The sequence below is a fragment of the Rhodococcus sp. HM1 genome (genome assembly GCF_023218075.1).
Lineage (GTDB): Bacteria > Actinomycetota > Actinomycetes > Mycobacteriales > Mycobacteriaceae > Rhodococcus.
Genome location: NZ_JALPTB010000012.1, coordinates 97,354 through 115,896, shown reverse-complemented (window position 1 = coordinate 115,896; position 18,543 = coordinate 97,354). Strand labels below are relative to the sequence as shown.

Here is an 18,543-nt window from a genome sequence, read left to right as displayed (position 1 = left end):
GTGGAGGGGGTGAGCGGAACGAGGGCCTTGCCGGTGGCGGCGCCGTCGAGCATCCCGACGAAGGCGTCCCATGCACCGGCGATGCCGCCAGAGAATTCGGTGTGGACGGGCCGGATCCGTCCGGTCCGGACGAGCCCGGCCATCTCGTCCTCGAACTGCTCGCGTGCGTCGAGATGGTCGGCCAGCAGGAAGCCTTCCATCCGGGCGCGGCGCCAGATCAGTTTCAGGAGATTGCTCGGACCGGGCACGGGTGCGGCGGAGTTGTAGACACTGATCATCCCGCACAGGGCGATGCGGGCGTGGTCGGCGAGCACCCGGATGGCCGCTTCCAGCTGTTCTCCTCCGACGTTGTCGAAGTAGACGTCGAGAGCCGTGGCCCCGACTTCGGCCATCGCGGTACGCAGCAGGTCCTTCGCCGGCCCGTCGTGGTGGTCGAAGGCCGCGTCCGCTCCGAGTTCCTTTGTGAGCGCGACTTTCTCCGGCGATCCGGCACTCGCGATCACCACGGCGCCGCGCTGTTTCGCCAACTGGACGGCGGTGGACCCGACCGCGCCGGCCGCGGACGACACGAACACCACGTCGCCGTCTCGGACCTGCGCGATCCGGTCGATCCCCACCCAGGCCGTCATCCCCGGGATACCGAGGACACTCAGGTGAAGAGCCGCGGGCAGGTCGTCGTGCCGGAGCCTGCGGCAGTCGGTCACGTCGACGAGACTTTCCGTGCGCCAACCGTATTCGTGGAGAACGAGCGAGCCCACCGGCAGCTCCGGCCGATCCGAGCGGGACACGACGCCGACCGTCGGCGCGAGCATGGGCGCATCGAGCTCGTACGGTTCGGCGTAGGAAGCCCCTCCCCCCATCCGGCCCCGCATGTAGGGCTCGACGGACATGACGAGATTCCGCACGCGGACCTGCCCGGGAGCAGGTTCGCCGAGAGTCGTCTCGACCAGTTCGACGTCGGTGGCGCGGGGGCGCCCGTTCGGACGTGCCCGAAGGACCCACTCGCGCCGGAGGAGTTCGGTGTCGACGGTGTCGGTCACGGCAATGCCTGTTCTCTCCACGATGCGGACGGCGGGGTCATCCTGCGAGGCCGGCGGTGACCTGTTCGACGAGGTCGCGGCGCACGAGTTTGCCGGTCGGGGTACGAGGCAGATCGTCGACGAACACCACGTCGTCGGGAGTCCTCGAGCCGCGCAGGCGCTCGCGGCACCACGTCCGGATCGCGTCGGCGTCGTCGTGGGCGTCCGCCGCCGGGACGATCACCGCGCAGATCCGTTCACCCCACTCGTCGTCGGGGGTGCCGATCACGGCCACCTCCCGCACCTGGGGATGACGCGCCAGCACGTCCTCGATCTCGGCCGGCGCGATGTTCTCACCACCACGGATGATGGTGTCGTCCGCGCGGCCACCGATGTAGAGATAGCCGTCCTCGATCCGGGCGCGGTCCCGGGTGGGGAACCAACCGTCCGCGTCGAGCACCGAACCGTTACCCATGTACTCGCCGCTGACCTGCGCTCCGCGCACCCACAGCAGGCCCGTCTCCCCCTCGGGCAGTACGCGATCGCCGTCCTCCGAACGGATCTGCGCCTCGATACCGGGCACGATCCGGCCGGTCGAGGCGAGCCGGCCGCGCAGTTCCGGATTCGCGAAGGCCTCCCGATGGTCCTCGGGGCCGAGGACCGCGATCGTCGAACTGGTTTCGGTCAGGCCGTAGGCGTTGACGAATCCGGTGTCGCCGAACGCCGCGAGAGCACGTTCGAGGACCGGTTGGGGCATCCGTGCGCCGCCGTAGGCGAGCGACCCGAGCGTGGGGACGTCGGCGGGCGCGCCGTCGAGGTGGTCGACGATGCGGGCGAGCATCGTGGGCACCACCATGGCGCTGGTGACCCCCTCCGTCCGGACGAGGTCGAGCCATCCCTGCGGCGTGAAATCGGGCAGGTAGACCATGCGGCGACCCGAGTAGACGTTGCTCAGGACGGCCCCGAGGCCTGCGATGTGATACGGCGGGGTGCTCACCAGGGTCGCGTGTTCCTCTGCCGCGGAACCGAATTCGACGGTGTTGAGGAGGTACGACAGAAGGTGCCGGTGACGGAGCAGCACGCCCTTCGGAGCCGAGGTGGTACCGGAGGTGAACAGCACGATCGCCGTGCCCTCGTCCTCCGAGCGATCGGCCTCCAACGGCTCCGTCGCGTTCGCCAGTCCGAGAAATTCGTCCGTCGAGACGATGCGGCTCGCGCATCCGTCGAGTTTGGTCACGTACTCGGCGTCCGCCACGACCACCGGATCGTCGAGTCGGTCGATCAGTTCGAGCAATTGCGGGGCCGGAAGCCGGTAGTTCAAGGGAGCCAGGGGGATTCCGGCGCGCCCCGCTGCGAACATCAGCGTGGGGAGCACCGGACTGTTGACGCCGACGAAGACGACGTGGCGGGCTCCGAGCTCGGCGAGCAGGCCCGCACCGCGCGAAGCGAGTTCGTCGAGTTGCCGATAGGTCGTGCCGTTCGCCCGCGGACCCAGAGCGATCCGATCGGGGGTGGCGGCAGACGCCATGTCGAGGACCATCCCGATGCCCATATGACCACCTGTCTGTAGATGCCGTTGCCGTACGAGAGAAGAGACGAGTCGACCGGTGGTCCCGATTCGTCGGAATGCGAAATCACCGATGCGCGCCGGTCGAAAAACCGTGTGACCCACACCATAGCAATTATGCCTATATTTGTGAAGGTATCTGACGATCTTTTCCGATATGGCCTGTGACCTGCGAAAACAACCCGACATGCTCACGCACCCGCAGCCATGACATACTTGACGCCACAACTGAACAGCCACCCGAACCGCGGCGGGAGAGTCCCGCACAGCAGCGGGCGCCGAAGGAGCAACCTCCCCGGGAATCTCTCAGGCCCCCAGACCGCCGTGGCGAGGCTCCTCTGGAAAGCAACCCGTCCGGGTTCACCGAAGGTGTAAGCGGATCACGTCCGCGAAAGCTCTCAGGTCAATGACAGAGCGGGGAAACGACATCACCCGCTGGTGCCGCAGTGCACCCTGGCCTGAGGAATACGTGTGACCGTTTCCCTCGGCGCGCCGCCGCGCGCCCAAGTTTCCGCCGCGCCGCCGCGCGCCCAAGTTTCCGCCGCGCCGCCGCGCGCCCAAGTTTCCGCCGCGCCGCCGCGCGCCCAGCTTCCCGCTCCCGCTCCCCGATCCGCGCCCTCCCGCGACCGGCGATTCGGCGTCGTCGCCATCGTCCTGTCCGCCACGGCGATGGGCGCGGCCGGTCTGTTCGGACGCATGGCCACGCCCGACGGCGCGGTGCTCGGTGAGGCCCTGACCTTCGGGCGCATGGCGGTGGGCGCGGTGGGCATGCTGGTGCTGCTCGCGTTCACCCGCCGTCTCGGGCAGGTGCGGCGAGTCCGCCTGTCCGCGTCGGTCGTCGCAGGTGGGGTCTTCCTCGGCCTGTCGCTGGCCACCTACCTGTCCGCGACCGTCCTGACCGACCTGTCCCGGGCCGTCGTGTTGCACTATCTCGGACCGGTCGTCGCGACCGTCCTCGCCCGCGTGGTGTTGAAGGAATCGATCACGCGCCTCGACGCGTTGTCACTCGGCGCGGCGTTCGTCGGCATGCTGTTCGCGGCCGGTTTCGTCGGCGGGACTTCCGGCGGTGGCGAGCAGGAGACGCTGGGGACCGTGCTCGGGGTCGCGTCGGGGATCTTCTACGGCGCCGCCCTGCTGTGCTACCGCTACCGGAGCGACATGCCGTCCGACGTCCGGTGCTTCTGGAACTTCGCCTTCGGCGCGATCGCGACCGCGGCGATGGTCGTGGTGACGCGGCCCGATCTGTCGGGCATGACGGCGAGCAACTGGGCTTGGGCGGCGGGGTTCTTCGTCGTCTGCGGTCTGTTCGCCCTGGGGTTGCTGGTGGTCGCCGGTAAGCACCTGCGTGCCGCCGAGCTCTCGGGTCTGTCCTATCTCGAAGTGGTGGTGGCCCTGACGATCGGCGTGCTGGCATTCGGCGAGGCCGCGTCCACCCCGGCCGTGTTCGGTTCGGCGCTGATCCTGGTGGCGATGGCGCTGCCGCTGCTCGCCCGGCGATAACCCCTCGTGCGTGGTTTCGGTAGCACCCGCTACCGAAACCACGCACGAGCGGGGGGTCAGTCCTGGCGGTGCCGCGGTTCCTCCGACGCGGGAGGCGCGAGGTCCGGTGCTGCGGGCGGCACCCAGCCGGCCGAGAACTGCTCCGACGCCGGCAGCGCCCCGGGCGTGCCGAACTCCGGTCCTCCGGCCGGTTCCCCGCTCGTGCGCACCGCCGGCTCGACCGGCTTGCGCGCGACGGCCTCGGCCTCGGCGACCGCCTGCGCGACCTCCGGGTCGCGGGCGGTGGTGAACCAGTCGGCGACCTCGGCGGTGTCGTCCTCCGGCCGGGGCAGTTCCTCCTCGACGGCCGTCGGCTCGAAGCGGAAGACCCCGTCGTCGCCGGGCGCGCCGAGGGTCTTCGCGAATCCCTTGAGCGCATCACCGAAGTCGCTGGGCACCAGCCACACCTTGTTCGCGTCACCCTGCGCCATCTGCGGCAGCGTCTGCAGGTACTGGTACGCGAGCAGTTCGGGCGTCGGCCTACCGGACTTGATCGCCGCGAACACCTTCTCGATGGCCTTCGCCTGCCCCTGCGCCTCGAGATACTTCGCGGCCCGATCGCCCTGGGCCCGCAGGATCCGGGACTGGCGGTCGGCCTCGGCCTCGAGAATCGCGGCCTGCTTGGCGCCCTCGGCCGACAGGATCCGCGACTGCTTGTCGCCCTCGGCGGTCTTGATCGCGGCCTCGCGGTGACCCTCGGCGGTGAGGATCATCGCGCGCTTCTCGCGATCGGCCTTCATCTGCTTCTCCATCGATTCCTGGATCGACGGCGGCGGATCGATGCTCTTCAGCTCGACACGGGCGACCCGCAGCCCCCACCGGCCGGTCGCTTCGTCGAGCACGCCCCGAAGCTGACCGTTGATGGAGTCGCGCGAGGTCAGGGTGTCTTCGAGGGTCATCCCACCGACGACGTTGCGCAGCGTCGTCACCGTCAGCTGCTCGACCGCGGCGATGTAGTTGCTGATCTCGTAGACCGCTGCCTGCGGGTTGGTGACCTGGAAGTACACGACGGTGTCGATGCTCAGCGTCAGGTTGTCCTGGGTGATCACCGGCTGCGGCGGGAACGAGACGACCCGTTCGCGCAGGTCGACCTTCGCGCGGATCCGGTCGACGAACGGCACCAGGAAGGTGAGCTGTCCGGACGCGGTCCGGTAGTAGCGACCCAGCCGTTCGATCACCGCGGCCTCGGCCTGCGGCACCAACGCGACCGACTTGACCACGACCAGCACCACGAGTGCCACCAGGACGGCGAGCACGATCAACGCTTCCATCGTCAGACACCCCTCCATACGACGGCCGTCGCGCCGTCGATCTGCATCACCGTCACAGTGGTTCCCGGTTCGTACACCGCGGTTTCGTCGAGCGGGCGCGCCGTCCAGACCTCACCGTCGATCTTCACCCGGCCCGAATGCTCGTCGACCTGCTCGAGAACGAGGGCATGTTTGCCCGGCAGCGCGTCGACACCCGTGGTCAGCGCGGGCGGAGCCGAATAGCGCCGGCGCAGCGCCGGTCGAACCCCGAGCAGCAGCACCAGCGAGGACAGCGCGAACACCACGGCATCGGCCCACACGGGAAAGTCCGTCGCAGCCGAGACGCCCGCGGTCACCAGGGCGGCGCCACCGAGCATGAGCAGCACGAAGTCTCCGGTCAGCGCCTCGGCTGCGGCGAGGGCCACACCCGCGATCAGCCAGATCAATGCCGTCACGTCACCATCGAACCACAAATCGGACACCGGGGCAGACGCCCAGGCAGAGCGGTCCTCGCGGGCACCGTCGGCAGCAACGCCAATTGGCGAATTGCTAAGATTCGCAAATAGCTCTTCCGCATGGCATGATTCCGCCGAGCGTGAGGGTGCACGAATGCGTTCCCACGACGAGGACGAGAACCCCTCGACCGGAAGCCGCCGGCCGACGGAGACCACAGGAGGCGCCATGGCCACGAACGCGCGCCAACCGCTGTACCAGATGAAGGCGGACTTCTTCAAAACACTGGGGCACCCGGCGCGGATCAGGGTGCTCGAACTGCTGAGCGAGCGTGATCACGCCGTCTCGGAGATGCTGCCGGAGGTCGGGATCGAACCGGCGAACCTGTCCCAGCAGCTGTCGATCCTGCGCCGCGCCGGACTGGTGACGGCCAGGCGGGAGGGCCTCTCGGTCTCCTACACGTTGACCTCGCCGCAGGTCGCGGATCTGTTGAAGATCGCCAGGGGGATCCTCACGGGCGTGGTCGCGGGACAGGCCGAGCTGCTCGAGGACCAACCGGAGTCCCCGACACTGGTGGGCAACTCGGCAGGCTGACCGGCCGAGCTTCGGCGCGGCGCAGCCCGCACCCGCTGATTGCGGTTTTTCTAAACTTCATACCTTGCATGATTCCTAAATACACACCTTGCACGAACGGACGATGAGGGTGAGCGACAAGGACCACGACGCGCGCGGATCCACCGGTAGCACGAAACTGCCGCCGCGAAGCCTGACGGCCGCAGCGCCGGGCCCATGACCCAGGCGCGGAACGCATCACGTCGATCTGCCCGCGTTCCGCGCCTTCCCCCGGGCCCCGGCACGGAGGAGAGGGATCGCCTCCTCCCTGCCGGGGCCGCGTCTCCCCCGGCCGGGCCTGTGCCCCTCGACAGGCCCGGCCGGGGGAAACGATCCGCAACACCCGTCCACCACAGTCGACCGAACCGCGCACCACGCATCACCCGGCTTTCCCTCGCCGGAAAGGTTCTCGGCACACTGAGGAAGCTGCACATGTCTGTACTGGGAAGCCCGAACGAGCCCGCGAACACGACCGGCCCCACCGGTAACCGCGTCTCCGGCGTGGTTCGGTCGGTCGCCGCACTCCTGCCCCGATGGAGCGAGTGGAAACCCGCGCTCCGCGCTCCCGGCGCCGATCTGCTCTCCGGCCTGATCGTCGCGCTGGTGGCACTGCCGCTGGCGCTGGGCTTCGGTGTCAGCTCCGGCCTCGGTGCCGCCGCAGGCCTGACCACCGCGGTCATCGCCGGAGCCGTCGCGGCCGTGTTCGGCGGTTCCCGATTCCAGGTGTCGGGCCCCACAGGCGCGATGACGGTGGTCCTGGTGCCGATCGTGGCCCAGTACGGCCCGACGGGTGTGCTCGCGGTCGGGCTGATCGCGGGTGTGGTCCTGGTCGCGCTGGCATTCGCGGGCATCGGCCGAGCCGTCCGCTACATGCCGGCCCCCGTGATCGAAGGGTTCACCGCCGGCATCGCCGTCGTCATCGCTCTCCAGCAGGTCCCGGCCGCCCTGGGCATCTCCGGCGCCGAGGGCGAGAAGGTGTGGCAGTCCGCGTTCGACGCGGTGCACAAGTTCGTCGCGGACCCGTCGATCCTGACACCGTCGATCGCGCTGGTGGTCGCGGTGGCGATTCTCATCGGCGGACGCTTCTTCCCGCGGATTCCGTTCTCCCTCGTCGCGGTCGCCGCCGCGACCGTCGTCGCGCAACTGTTCGGCTGGGACATCGCCCGGATCGGCGCCATTCCGTCCGGGTTCTCCGCACCGACCCTGAGCTTCCTGGACCTGGGGAATCTCACCTCGCTGATCGCACCGGCCCTCGCCGTGGCCGCCTTGGCGGCGCTCGAGTCGCTCCTCTCGGCGACCGCCGCGGATTCGATGGCCGTCGGCACGCGCCACGATCCCGACCGGGAACTGTTCGGGCAGGGCCTGGCGAACATCGCCGCACCGCTGTTCGGCGGTGTCCCGGCGACCGGCGCGATCGCCCGGACCGCGGTCAACGTCCGCTCCGGCGCCCGGACCCGGCTCGCGGCCCTGACCCACGCGCTCATCCTCGCCGCGATCGTGTACCTGGCCGCCGGTCTCGTCGCCGAGATTCCCCTCTCCGCGCTCGCCGGGGTGCTCCTGGCCACCACCGTCCGGATGGTCGAGACCGCCTCCGTCCTCGCCATCGCCCGCGCCGGCCGCGCCGACACCGTGGTGATGATCGCGACGTTCCTCGTCACGGTCGTCTTCGATCTGGTCACCGCGGTCGCCGTCGGCGTCGGATTCGCCGCGCTCCTCGCGCTGCGGGCAGTCGCCAAGTCGGCGCGGATCGAGCAGGTCCCGCTCGAACAGGGCGATCACCTGGCCGAAGAGCACGAACTCCTGCGCGAGCACATCGTCGCCTACCGCATCGAGGGCGCGTTGTTCTTCGCCGCGGCGCACCGATTCCTCCTCGAACTCGCCGAGGTCGCGGACGTGAAGGTGGTGATCCTGCGCATGTCGCGGGTGACCGCCCTCGACGCCACCGGCGCGATCGTCCTCAAGGACGCCATCACCAAACTCGAGCACCGTCACATCACCGTGTTGATCTCCGGTACCAAGCCCGAACACGTACGCCCACTCGAAGCTGTCGGCGTGTTCACCACCAGCGACGGCCAGGAACGACCCGTCTTCGAGACGACCCCGCGCGCGATCGGCTTCGCGCGCATGCTCGTCCTTCCCGACAGCCACTACGCCTCCACCGGCACCGGCACCGGCACCGGCACCGGCACCGAGGACTGACCGACGCCGGAGATCCACTCCGGCACCACCACACCGACGCCGCGCCTCGGGGCCCGGTGCAAACCGACGCTGCCCGACCCCTCGTCGGGGTTCTCGCGGCCCCCGGTGTTCGTCCCGGCCGTGACCGGTCCGCGTCGGGAGCGTCCGCATCGCACCGATCGCGCCCTCGACAACCGCTCGGGCCCGCGGCCGCTCCCGTGCGAGTCCCGTGGTCCATCGGGGGCAGCTGTCGAATGAACTCTGTTTCAGGCCCGGTGGCAAGAGGCCTGCACAAACATAAGTTCGGTTAGCTAGAACTTGTTATTTGCACTCGGTGAGATCGGTGATACCGTTCCCGAACTATGGGTATCACCCCGGTCCGCTCGCTCCTGGTCGGAGCACTCGTCGGCCACAGCACCGACCTCGACCCCACCGACGCCGCCATCCTCGCGGCGACCATGCGGTGCCTGGCTCGTCACGGCCTGGAACGGACCACCGTGACCGACGTGGCGGCCGAAGCCGGCGTGGGACGCGCGACGGTGTTCCGCCGCTTCGACACCAAGGAAGAGCTGCTCTCCCGCGCGTTCGCCTGGGAACTCGATCGCCTCGTCACCGAGTTCCACGCCGCGATCGACTCGATCGAGGACCCCCTCGAAAGGTCGGTCGAGTGGCTCGTCGAAGCCGTGCGCACCGTCCGGAACCATCCGGTGGGCCGGCGCTTCGTCGACGACGGCGCTGCACTCCCCCTCATGCACGACCCGCAGATCGCCACCATGCTGCTCACCTCCGTCCGCGAGGAGCTCGAATCCACGGCGCGGGAGACCGGCATCGAGTTCGACACCGAGACCGCCGCGGAGATCATCTCCCGCTTCTTCGCGAGCGTCTGGCTGGCTCCCGACCTCGGACCCGCCACGGCGACCGACGACGGAGTACGACGCATCGCCAGGACGATGCTGTCGTTCCTCGTCGTGCCGCCCACACCGCCTGCCGGATGACCCCGTCCCGGCCCCCGCTCACCGAACCCGAGGAGATCGCGATGGAAACCACTCCGGCACAACGTGTTTCGGTGGACATCGAGGAGGACGTTCCCGTCGCCGACCGCACCTTCGTCCGCCTGCTGGCGGATCGGCGGATCTGGCCGCTGTTCCTGTTCCGGGCACTGTCGCTGCAGGGCACGCATCCCACCGTCATGGTTGCGCTCGAACAACATTCGAAGTCGTTCAGCCGGCCGTCGGTGCGCGCGGAGAACACCCTGGCCTACACCTACCGGATCTACTTCGGCGAGAACGTGGCCGAATCCGCGCGTGAACTGCGCGAGATGCACCGGCCCATCACCGGACTCGACTACGAGGGGCGCAAGTACCACGCGTGGAACCGCGACGTGTGGACGTGGGTGCACCTCACCACGATCGAGTCCCTGATCTACGCGATCACGGTCTGCTTCGGTCCGCAACCCGAGGCCGAGGTGGAAGCGTTCTACCGGGAGAGCCGCCGCCTCGGCCTGCTCTTCGGGGTGCGCGAGCAGGACATGCCCACCGATGCCGCGGGTCTGCGCACGTACGTCGAGCAGGGGGTCGTGGAGAAACTCGCCATGTCGCCCGGCACCCGGCGGATGCAGCAACTCGTCGACGAGCAGGACGTGATCGCAACTCTCCAACCGAAACTCGCGGCACTGCCCCGTCCGCTGCCGGCGCTGCTGGAGAAGCTGACGGGCCGGCCGGTCGAGACCCTGATGTTCGGTGCCTTCCCCGAGCACGTCCGGCAGATCTGGGGTGTGCCGTGGAGCCCGGCCCGCGAACGCGAGTTCCGGGCACTGATCGCGATCGTGCGCGCCGCCGGCCGCATACTCCCCGCACGTGTGCGGATGATCCCCGAAGCCCGCGCTGCCCTGGAGGTCTGACACCCGGTTCCACCGTTCATCGAACGCGTCCCCGGATTCGTCCCGGACGCGGTACCGACGCTGCGGTCGTCGACGCGGTCCCGCCGGACCCGCCCGCTGCGCGCTCGGCTCTTCACCACCAGTTTTCTCAGGGGGATCAACGTGACTTCACGAACCGTGGACGACGCCGCGCCGGGGGGCCGGCCGTTCGGCGGGGCCGTCGCCGCACGCGGCGCCGAGGCGACACGCACCTTCGGGCGCACGCTCCGGTTGGCCTTCCGCGCCACCGCATACCTCGTCGTCGACATCGCCACCGGCCGCTTCCCGCTGCGGGAGGCGATCGTTCAGGGCTGGTTCTTCATCTCGGTGTCGGCCGTACCCGCGATCCTGGTCGCCCTGCCGCTCGGTGTGGTCATCGCCGTGCAGGTCGGCAGCATGACCGACAACGTCGGCGCCAACTCGATGGCCGGCGCGGTCGGCGGCATGGGCGTCATGCAGCAGATCGCGCCGCTGGCCGCGGCCCTGCTCATCGGCGGGGCGGGCGGGTCGGCGATCTCCGCGGACCTGGCCTCCCGCACCATCCGGGAGGAGATCGACGCGCTGCGCACCCTGGGTATCGACCCGCAACGCCGGCTGGTCTCCCCCCGCATCCTGGCGATGGTCGTCGTCGCCCCCATGCTGTCCGTGCTGATCATCCTGATGAGCATCCTCGCGAGCTTCGCGGTCGCCTCCCTCGGCCAGGGGGTGGCCCCGGGCTCGTACTGGTTGTCCTTCGGCAGCTTCGCCTCGACCACCGACCTGATCGTGTGTCTGCTCAAGGCCGCGGTCTTCGGTTACGTGGTGGCCGTCATCTCGAGCCAGCGCGGGCTCGAGGCCAAGGGCGGCCCGAAGGGCGTGGCCGACAGCGTCAATGCGGCCGTGGTGCTCAGCATCATCGCCTGCATGGTCGTCAACCTCTTCATCACCCAGGTGGTCCTGATGTTCGTTCCGATGAGGTTCCTCTGATGAGCGCCGCACAGAAGACCCCGGTCGCGGCGCCGTCCCCCTATCTGCCCAGGGGCCTGCGGTGGACGCGTCACGCACGCCGGGCCTGGGACCCGATCGAGTCCCTCGGGCTCTACCTGCACTTCGTCGTCGTCTCGTTCCGCGGGATCGGACACGCCCTGCGCCGCAACCGGCGCCAGACCGTCGCGATCTTCACCGACCTGACCTGGGGTAACGGCCGCGCCGTCATCGTCGGCGGCGGCGTCGCCCCGGTCCTGGCCATCCTCGGCATCGTCGCGGGTGCGATGGTCGGTCTCGTCGGGTTCTCGGCGCTGGACATGCTCGGGATGGGACCGCTGACCGGTGCGATGTCGGCGCTGGCCAACCCGCGCGAGCTCGCGCCGCTGATCGCCGCGATCGGTTTCGCCGCGCAGGCCGGGTGCCGGATCACGGCCGAGGTCGGTGCGATGCGGATCTCGGAGGAGATCGACGCGCTCGAGGCCCAGGCCATCGACTCGATTCCGTACGTCGTGTCCACCCGGCTCATCGCCGCGGTCGGTGCCGTCGTCCCGTCCTATCTCATCGCGCTCGCGCTCGGGTTCGCCGCCACCGGCGTGACCGTCACCGTGGTGCAGGGCCAGGGTTCGGGCGCCTACGACCACTACTTCCACATGTTCACCGAGCCGGTCGACCTGATCTACTCGCTGATCAAGGTCGTGGTGTTCGTCCTGGTCGTGACGCTCGTGCACGCCTACCAGGGCTATCACGCGAGCGGCGGTCCCGAGGGGGTCGGGATCGCATCCGGGCGGGCCATCCGCGCGAGCCTCGTCCTGATCGTGACCACCGACATGGTGCTCACGCTCGTGATGTGGGGACTCGACGCGACGATCAGTTTCTCGGGGTGAGGGAGTAAGTGAGCACAGCACAGTATTCGGGCTTCGGGCCCGGTCGCCGGGGGTTACGGATCCGCGGGCTCGCGGTTGTCGTCGCGGCCGCGCTCGTCGTCACCGCGGCCTGGTGGGCGACGGAGCCGGATCGGTCCGGTGAGGTCGAATTCGCGGTCACCGCGACGAATCTCGGTGACGGGGTCTCCACCGACACCGCGGTTCGCCTGCGGGGCATGTCGATCGGCACGGTGATCGACGTCGAGCCCCAGGGGCCTCAGAATCAGATCGTCAGGCTCAGCGTGGACGAGAACCACTTGGACGAACTGTCGACGTCGATGCACACCCGGTTCGTCTCGTCGAACATCTTCGGTTCCACCGCACTCGAACTCATCCCGATGCCGGGCGGAGAGCCGATCGAACCGGGCAGCACCCTCGCCCTCGGCGACGTCGGGGACTTCACCGTGACCACGGTGCTGCGCGATTCCGGCCGGCTGCTGCTGGATGTGGTGACGCCGCAGCTGTCGGACTCGATCGACAGTGCCGCGGAGCTGACGCAGCAGATGGCGCCGTTGCTCGCCTCGTCGCTGCTGGTGATGCGCAACATCGCCCGCACCCAGAACGAGCCGCTGAGCGAGCTGCTGCCGAAGTTCGCCGACGTCTCCGAGGGCATCGCCGTGTTCACCCCGTCGGCCCTGAACACCCTGTCGGCGATCGCGTCCGTCGAGGAACTCGAGGACGATTTCCGCACCCGGCAGGCGAGCGAGACGATCACCGAGGTCTCGCATCTCGTGCTCGCGCTGTCCGGTGAGATCGTCGGCGCCCTGGGCCCGACCTCGGATGCCGTGGACATGCTGCTCGACATCCTGATCCCGATGAACCAGAGCCTGCGCACCGTCTCCCCCGACCAGGTCGCCCGGCTCGTGGACGGCGCCGACGGTGCCCTGCACCAGCAGGGTGACCGGGTGGTCCTGGGGGTGGACGTCCTCGTGGAGACCTTCCCGGCCTTCCGGGTTCCGCTCGAGAACACCGGGGGTGTCCGATGAGAACTCCCCGCCAGGCAGCCGTCCGGCTGGCGCTGCTCGCGACCGTCGTCGCCCTGATCATCGTGCTGATCGTGCAGGCGATCGAACGACCCGTCGGCGGCTCGACCGTCGCCTACCAGGCCCAGTTCGGAGATGTCTTCGGTCTCAAGGAGAACGCCGACGTGCGCCTGCGCGGCGTGCAGATCGGCAAGGTTGTCGACATCTCGGTGTCCGACGGCAACCGCGCGATCGTCGACTTCACCGTGCTCGACGAGTACCGGCTGCGTGACTCGGACCGGCTCCTGGTCAAGTTCCAGAACCTGACGGGCCAGCGCTATCTGGAACTCGATCGCAGCGAGGACGGCGGCCAGGAACTCGACCCGGCCGAGCTGGTGGTGAACACCGTCGACTCGTTCGACATCACCACCGTCTTCAACGGCCTCAAACCGCTTCTCCGCGAAGCGGATCCGGCCGTCTACAACCGGCTGGCGACCAATGTCGCCGCGCTGATCGAGGGCAGCGAATCCAGCCCGACCCCGGTCATGCGCGACATCGCCGAACTCGCGAGCTACGCCGAGGACCGCAGCGCTCTGATGAGCACCCTCCTCGACAACTTCACGGCCCTGAACGAGCAACTCGAAGGCCGGTCCGAGAACCTCGAGAACATCCTCGAGGTGTTCCATTCGATCTTCACCCCGCTGGTGACACGCATGACCGAGTTCCTGTCCCTGACCAAGCTCGGCGCCCTCGAGATGTCGGAGGTCGACCGCACCGTGAATCTGCTCGCCCAGCTCGGTCTCGGTGCCTATCCCGGCCACGAGGACTTCCTCGAGCGCAACGACGACTTCATCATCCGGGTGGACGAGGTGATCCCGGATCCGGAGACGGCCATCAATACCCTGTCGGTGCTGCCCGGGATCTTCGAGGGGATCAATTCCCTCGTCCCGCGCGTCGACGCGGCCCGGCAGTGCAGCAACGGCGCGGTGCAGTTGCCGATCGAGGCCGACGTGCTGCTCGAGGGCCGTCCCCTGACCATCTGCAACGGAGGTGCCTGATGCGCACCCGCATGTTCGGACGCCTCGATTTCGGATCCGAGGATGCCGATCCCCGCACCCAGATGTGGTGGGCGCTGTCCGGTCTGCTCGTCCTCGCCCTGATCGCCGGCCTCGTCCTCGCGCTCTATCTGCGCCCGGTCGGGGCGTCGACCTACCGGCTGCAGCTGCCGGAATCCGCGGGGCTCGCCGCCGGCGACGACGTGCGCATCGCGGGTGTTCCGGTCGGCTCGGTCACCGGGCTGACCCTGGCCGACGACCACGTCGACGTCGAGTTCACCGTCGACTCCGAGCATTTCCTCGGGGACCAGACCTCGGTGTCGGTGCGGATGCTCACCCCCATCGGGGGCCTGTACCTCGCGGTGCACCCGGCGGGCAGGCAGCCGCTGACCGAGCCCATCCCGCAGAATCGCGCGGCCCTCCCGTTCCTGGTGAACGACATGTTCGAGGAGGCCACCGAGGTGGTGGAGGAACTCGACACCGAGGCGTTGCGCACGGCCCTGGACGAGACCGCCGCGATGCTCGGCGAATCCCCGGACGCGGTGCGCATGACGGTCACCGATATCGAAGCCGTCATGGACGTCATGGCGAACCAGAAGGACCAGATCGAAAGTCTGCTCGAACTGTCCAACGAATATCTCCGCACGGCCAACGACAACCAGGAACTCGCGCTCGAGATCATCCGGGGCTACGCCATCCTCGGACCGAAGATCGTCGAAGCCCACCAGGACGTGAAGATCTTCGCCGACGGGCTATCCGGGCTCGCCGGACTCCTGTTCGACTTCCTCAGCGGCCCGTACCAGGAGAAGGTCGAACCCCTCATTCCTCACCTCGTGGAGGCCGCGGACAGCAGCGCGGAACTGTCGGCGTCCGTCGAGGAGATGACGAATTCCATGCGTGCCACGCTGACCGGACTCGCCGCGATCGCGGGTCCCGAAGGGCAGGCACTTCTCGATCAGAGCGGGCTGACGGTCCAGCGACCCGATGTCTGTCTCCCGATGCCGGGAACACGGTGCTGAGATGCGAACACTGACGACGAATTCACGACGACTCGTGCCCGCGGTGACCGTCGTGGCGCTGGCCGTGGCCGGCGCGACCGCCTTCGCCGCGACCTCCCGGGACGACGACGCGATCTGCGCCTATTTCGAGGACTCCTACGGCCTGTATCCCGGCTCTCCCGTCACCATCCGGGGAATCTCCGTCGGGACCGTGGACCGGATCGAACCCGACGGCGCGCGCGTGCGCGTCGACATGACCGTCGGCGACCGGGAGCTTCCCGCCGAGACCGGTGCGGTGATCACCAATGCGTCGATCCTCACCGATCGGCGCGTCGAACTCGTCGATGCCGATCCCCGACCGGGCCCGGCGCTCACCTCGGACATGTGCATCGACACCGCCCGTACCCGCACCCCGGTCAGCGTGTCGGAGGCACTCGGATCGTTCTCCGAGCTCGTGCGGCAGATGACCGAGCGTGGCCCCGACGGAACGGCGCCGCTCGAATCGGCCCTGAAGGACGCCGGACGCGAGTTCGAGGGTCTCGGCCCGACGCTGAACCGCGAACTGCGCGACCTCGCGGAACTGCTGTCGTCGCCGGACAACTTCATGGACCAGCTCGGGCAGATCCTCGACAACTCCGCCGAGATGACCACCTTTCTCACGGGTGACTGGGAGAACGTCAAGTCCACCATCCAGACGTTCGCTCCCGGTCTGGCCGGCATCGAGCAGATGCTCGTCGTGGCGAAGATCCTCGTCGAGAAGCTGTCCCTGGCCGTCGGCCCGCTCGACCGGCTGTTCAACGAGCACTTCCCCTACCTGATGAACGCCTTGAACTCCACGCTGCCCACCCTGACGATGCTGCGGACCGGGGCCGAGAACTCGAGCGAACTGCTCGCGACGATCCCCGGCACCGTGACGATGCTCGCGACGATGGTGCAGACCCGGCCCGGGTCGGTGTCCGTCGAGCTCGATCCGGCCCGAGCCGAGGTGCCGACCCCCGACGCGACGCTGACCTGCGCGGCCCTCGAGCAGATCGCCCCGGACACCTGCTCGGTGGTGTCCTCCCGCTCGGTGTCGGTGCCGCTGCCGCAGCTGGTCCTGTCGACGATCGGAGCAACCCCGTGACCCGTTCGTTCACCCGCTCGCGCCGGCTGGCAGGCGTGGTCCTCGCCGCCGTGGTGGCGTTGTGCGGCTGCAGCTTCGACCCCAGCGACCACGCCCTGCCCGGCTCCGGGGTGCGCGGACCGACCTACCGGCTGAACCTCGAGTTCGAGTCGCTGCTGAGCCTGCCGGCCGGAGCCGACGTCCGCAGCGAGGGCATCTCCGTGGGCACCCTGCGGGCGATCGACCTCGGGCCGCACAGCGCGGTCGCGCGGATCGACGTGCGCGAGTCGGTGGTCGTGCCGGAGGGAACCCGCGCCGAACTGCGGCAGAACACCGTGCTCGGCGACATCTACATCGCCCTGGTGCCGCCGGTGGACGGGAGCGGCGCTCCGTTGCGGGACGGCGACACCATCCCGCTGAGCGACACGGATCCGGGTCCCCAGATCGAGGACATGCTCGAGCGGATCGCGATGTTCGTCAACGGCGGCAGCCTCACCCGGCTGCAGGATTCGATCGCGCGCCTGAACGAGGTGCTGCCCGAGGACCCCGCGGAGACCCGCGAGCTGTCCGCGACGATCTCCACCGATCTGAGCGACGCGGCCGCGAACATCGACCAGATCGATCGCATCGTCGTTGCAACGGACGAGCTGTCCCAGCGTCTCGACGCCGCCCGCGACGAGGTGGGATTCCTGTTCTCCGACACCGCGCGACGCCGACTGGATCGGGTGCCCTACTTCATGGAAGCCGTGCTCAACATCGTCATCGACGTCAACACCATGGTCACGGGCCTGGAGTGGCTGATCCCCCGCCTCCCGCACATCAACGACAATCTCGAGCTGCTCACCCCGTTGCTGCGCGAACCGTCGCCGACCGCCGGTGAGCTGCGGGGCAACGCGGCCGAGCTGGTCGAGCTCGTCGACGAGAAGCTGGTCCCCTTCCTGCTCGAACCCGGCATCGACATTCGTCAGGTGACGATCGCCGGCGACGAGGGAGGCCCGGCGGCCGACGGATTGGTTCTCCTGCGCATGATCGGAGCTCTGCCGTGACCCGTATTCCCGCGTGGATGTCCGCGCTCGCCCTGGTCGTGGTGATGATCCTGGGCACCTGGTATCTCGTGGTCGGCGTGCTGCAGATGGATCCGACGCAGCGCCGCCTGCACGCCGTGGTGGACATGCGCGACGCGGCGGGTCTGCGCACCGGATCGTCGGTGGTCTACCGCGGGGTGAACATCGGGCGTGTCGACGGTTTGGAGAACCTCGACGGGTTCGTGCGCATGAACCTCTCGTACGAGGCCGAGCACCGCATCCCCGTGGACAGCACGATGCGTGTCGAGAACCTGTCGTCGCTGGGCGAACCGGTGTTCTCGTTCCTCCCGGCGTCGACCGAGGGCCCCTATCTCGAGGACGGGGCGCACCTGACCGAGGTCGTCGAACTCCCGACTTCGGTGCCCGATCTCCTCGCGACGACCTCGGAACTGCTCGAGCAGACCGATGCGGAGTCGCTGAACGAACTCGTCGCCACGTTCACCGAGTCGGTGGAAGGACTCGAGGAGACGATGCCCGCGGCGGGTCGCGGTGCCGAACTGCTGCTGTCCACCCTGACCCGGCACGAGGGCTCGCTGGAAACCGTTCTGAGCGACCTGATGTGGATGATGGGCGATGTGGAGTGGGTGCGACCGGCGATGGTCGCCGCTCCTCCCATGCTGGACCAGTTCGGTGAGACCCTCGGCATCTCGTACGAGTACCTGTTCGAAGGATCCTCGGTGCTCAAGGGCGAGGAGATCCTCGGCTCCTGGCGTCAGCAGGAGATCGAACTCGCCGAGTTCCTGTCGAAGATGGCCCCCGAACTCGGCGCGATCGGGGTCGCGCTGCGGCCCGTCACCCAGGCCACCGGATCCGTGGTCGGCCGAATGGACCTCGGTACCCTGCTCGAACAGGCCATCGCGACCATGCCGGGCGACAGTGTTCGTTTCACCGTGAGCGTGCCCCGATGAAGAAGGAA

General features: G+C 68.6%; 17 protein-coding genes and 1 riboswitch. Of the genes, 13 read left to right on the top strand and 4 right to left on the bottom strand.

Going from position 1 to position 18,543, the window contains the following annotated elements; genetic code table 11:
• Both M1M07_RS09415 and M1M07_RS09410 read right to left on the bottom strand, forming a co-directional pair.
• A partial coding sequence (locus M1M07_RS09415; RefSeq protein WP_197253289.1) for an NADP-dependent oxidoreductase occupies positions 1-1,040 on the bottom strand: 1,040 nt, incomplete at its 3' end.
• A 37-nt stretch (positions 1,041-1,077) separates the two neighbouring features.
• Positions 1,078-2,571 (bottom strand): class I adenylate-forming enzyme family protein, encoded by a 1,494-nt coding sequence (locus M1M07_RS09410; RefSeq protein WP_197253290.1) that lies wholly within the window; start codon positions 2,569-2,571, stop codon positions 1,078-1,080.
• A gap of 256 nt (positions 2,572-2,827) precedes the next feature.
• Positions 2,828-2,918, top strand: a riboswitch (glycine riboswitch).
• A 139-nt stretch (positions 2,919-3,057) separates the two neighbouring features.
• Between M1M07_RS09410 and M1M07_RS32995 the strand changes: the two genes are divergently transcribed.
• The gene (locus tag M1M07_RS32995; protein ID WP_248673937.1) at positions 3,058-4,086 is read left to right on the top strand and encodes a DMT family transporter; all 1,029 of its coding nucleotides are present in this window, start codon (positions 3,058-3,060) and stop codon (positions 4,084-4,086) included.
• A 56-nt stretch (positions 4,087-4,142) separates the two neighbouring features.
• On the opposite strand, the gene M1M07_RS09400 is transcribed toward M1M07_RS32995, so the two are convergent.
• Together M1M07_RS09400 and M1M07_RS09395 are read right to left on the bottom strand one after the other, a co-directional pair.
• A complete protein-coding gene (locus tag M1M07_RS09400; RefSeq protein WP_197253292.1) occupies positions 4,143-5,396 on the bottom strand; it encodes an SPFH domain-containing protein in 1,254 nt (417 codons plus the stop codon).
• A 2-nt stretch (positions 5,397-5,398) separates the two neighbouring features.
• Positions 5,399-5,830, bottom strand: a complete 432-nt coding sequence (locus M1M07_RS09395; protein WP_197253293.1) for an NfeD family protein — start codon at positions 5,828-5,830, stop codon at positions 5,399-5,401.
• Positions 5,831-6,056: 226 nt separating this feature from the next.
• Between M1M07_RS09395 and M1M07_RS09390 the strand changes: the two genes are divergently transcribed.
• The 12 genes from M1M07_RS09390 (at position 6,057) to M1M07_RS09335 (ending at position 18,535) form a co-directional block, all read left to right on the top strand.
• A complete protein-coding gene (locus M1M07_RS09390) occupies positions 6,057-6,422 on the top strand; it encodes a helix-turn-helix transcriptional regulator (protein ID WP_197253294.1) in 366 nt (121 codons plus the stop codon).
• 450 nt (positions 6,423-6,872) lie between these two features.
• Positions 6,873-8,639 carry a SulP family inorganic anion transporter gene (locus M1M07_RS09385; protein WP_248673936.1) on the top strand — a complete coding sequence of 589 codons (1,767 nt, stop codon included), beginning with the start codon at positions 6,873-6,875 and terminating at the stop codon, positions 8,637-8,639.
• A gap of 341 nt (positions 8,640-8,980) precedes the next feature.
• Positions 8,981-9,613 carry a TetR/AcrR family transcriptional regulator gene (locus tag M1M07_RS09380; RefSeq protein ID WP_197253298.1) on the top strand — a complete coding sequence of 211 codons (633 nt, stop codon included), beginning with the start codon at positions 8,981-8,983 and terminating at the stop codon, positions 9,611-9,613.
• Positions 9,610-10,518 carry an oxygenase MpaB family protein gene (locus M1M07_RS09375; protein ID WP_197253299.1) on the top strand — a complete coding sequence of 303 codons (909 nt, stop codon included), beginning with the start codon at positions 9,610-9,612 and terminating at the stop codon, positions 10,516-10,518. The genes M1M07_RS09380 and M1M07_RS09375 overlap by 4 nt, the downstream gene beginning before the upstream one ends.
• Positions 10,519-10,767: 249 nt before the next feature.
• Positions 10,768-11,502, top strand: coding sequence for an ABC transporter permease (locus tag M1M07_RS09370; protein ID WP_231610964.1), 735 nt, complete (start codon positions 10,768-10,770; stop codon positions 11,500-11,502).
• The gene (locus tag M1M07_RS09365) at positions 11,502-12,386 is read left to right on the top strand and encodes an ABC transporter permease (RefSeq protein WP_197253300.1); all 885 of its coding nucleotides are present in this window, start codon (positions 11,502-11,504) and stop codon (positions 12,384-12,386) included. The genes M1M07_RS09370 and M1M07_RS09365 overlap by 1 nt, the downstream gene beginning before the upstream one ends.
• An 8-nt stretch (positions 12,387-12,394) precedes the next feature.
• The gene (locus tag M1M07_RS09360; protein ID WP_248673935.1) at positions 12,395-13,411 is read left to right on the top strand and encodes an MlaD family protein; all 1,017 of its coding nucleotides are present in this window, start codon (positions 12,395-12,397) and stop codon (positions 13,409-13,411) included.
• Positions 13,408-14,445 (top strand): MlaD family protein, encoded by a 1,038-nt coding sequence (locus M1M07_RS09355; RefSeq protein ID WP_197253302.1) that lies wholly within the window; start codon positions 13,408-13,410, stop codon positions 14,443-14,445. Before M1M07_RS09360 ends, M1M07_RS09355 begins: the two co-directional genes overlap by 4 nt.
• Positions 14,445-15,461, top strand: a complete 1,017-nt coding sequence (locus M1M07_RS09350; protein ID WP_197253304.1) for an MlaD family protein — start codon at positions 14,445-14,447, stop codon at positions 15,459-15,461. The genes M1M07_RS09355 and M1M07_RS09350 overlap by 1 nt, the downstream gene beginning before the upstream one ends.
• A 1-nt stretch (position 15,462) precedes the next feature.
• Positions 15,463-16,563: an MCE family protein gene (locus M1M07_RS09345; protein ID WP_197253306.1), complete on the top strand. Its 1,101-nt coding sequence runs from the start codon at positions 15,463-15,465 to the stop codon at positions 16,561-16,563.
• Positions 16,560-17,588 (top strand): MlaD family protein, encoded by a 1,029-nt coding sequence (locus M1M07_RS09340; protein WP_248673934.1) that lies wholly within the window; start codon positions 16,560-16,562, stop codon positions 17,586-17,588. Before M1M07_RS09345 ends, M1M07_RS09340 begins: the two co-directional genes overlap by 4 nt.
• Positions 17,585-18,535: an MlaD family protein gene (locus M1M07_RS09335; RefSeq protein WP_248673933.1), complete on the top strand. Its 951-nt coding sequence runs from the start codon at positions 17,585-17,587 to the stop codon at positions 18,533-18,535. The genes M1M07_RS09340 and M1M07_RS09335 overlap by 4 nt, the downstream gene beginning before the upstream one ends.
• Positions 18,536-18,543: the final 8 nt, after the last annotated feature.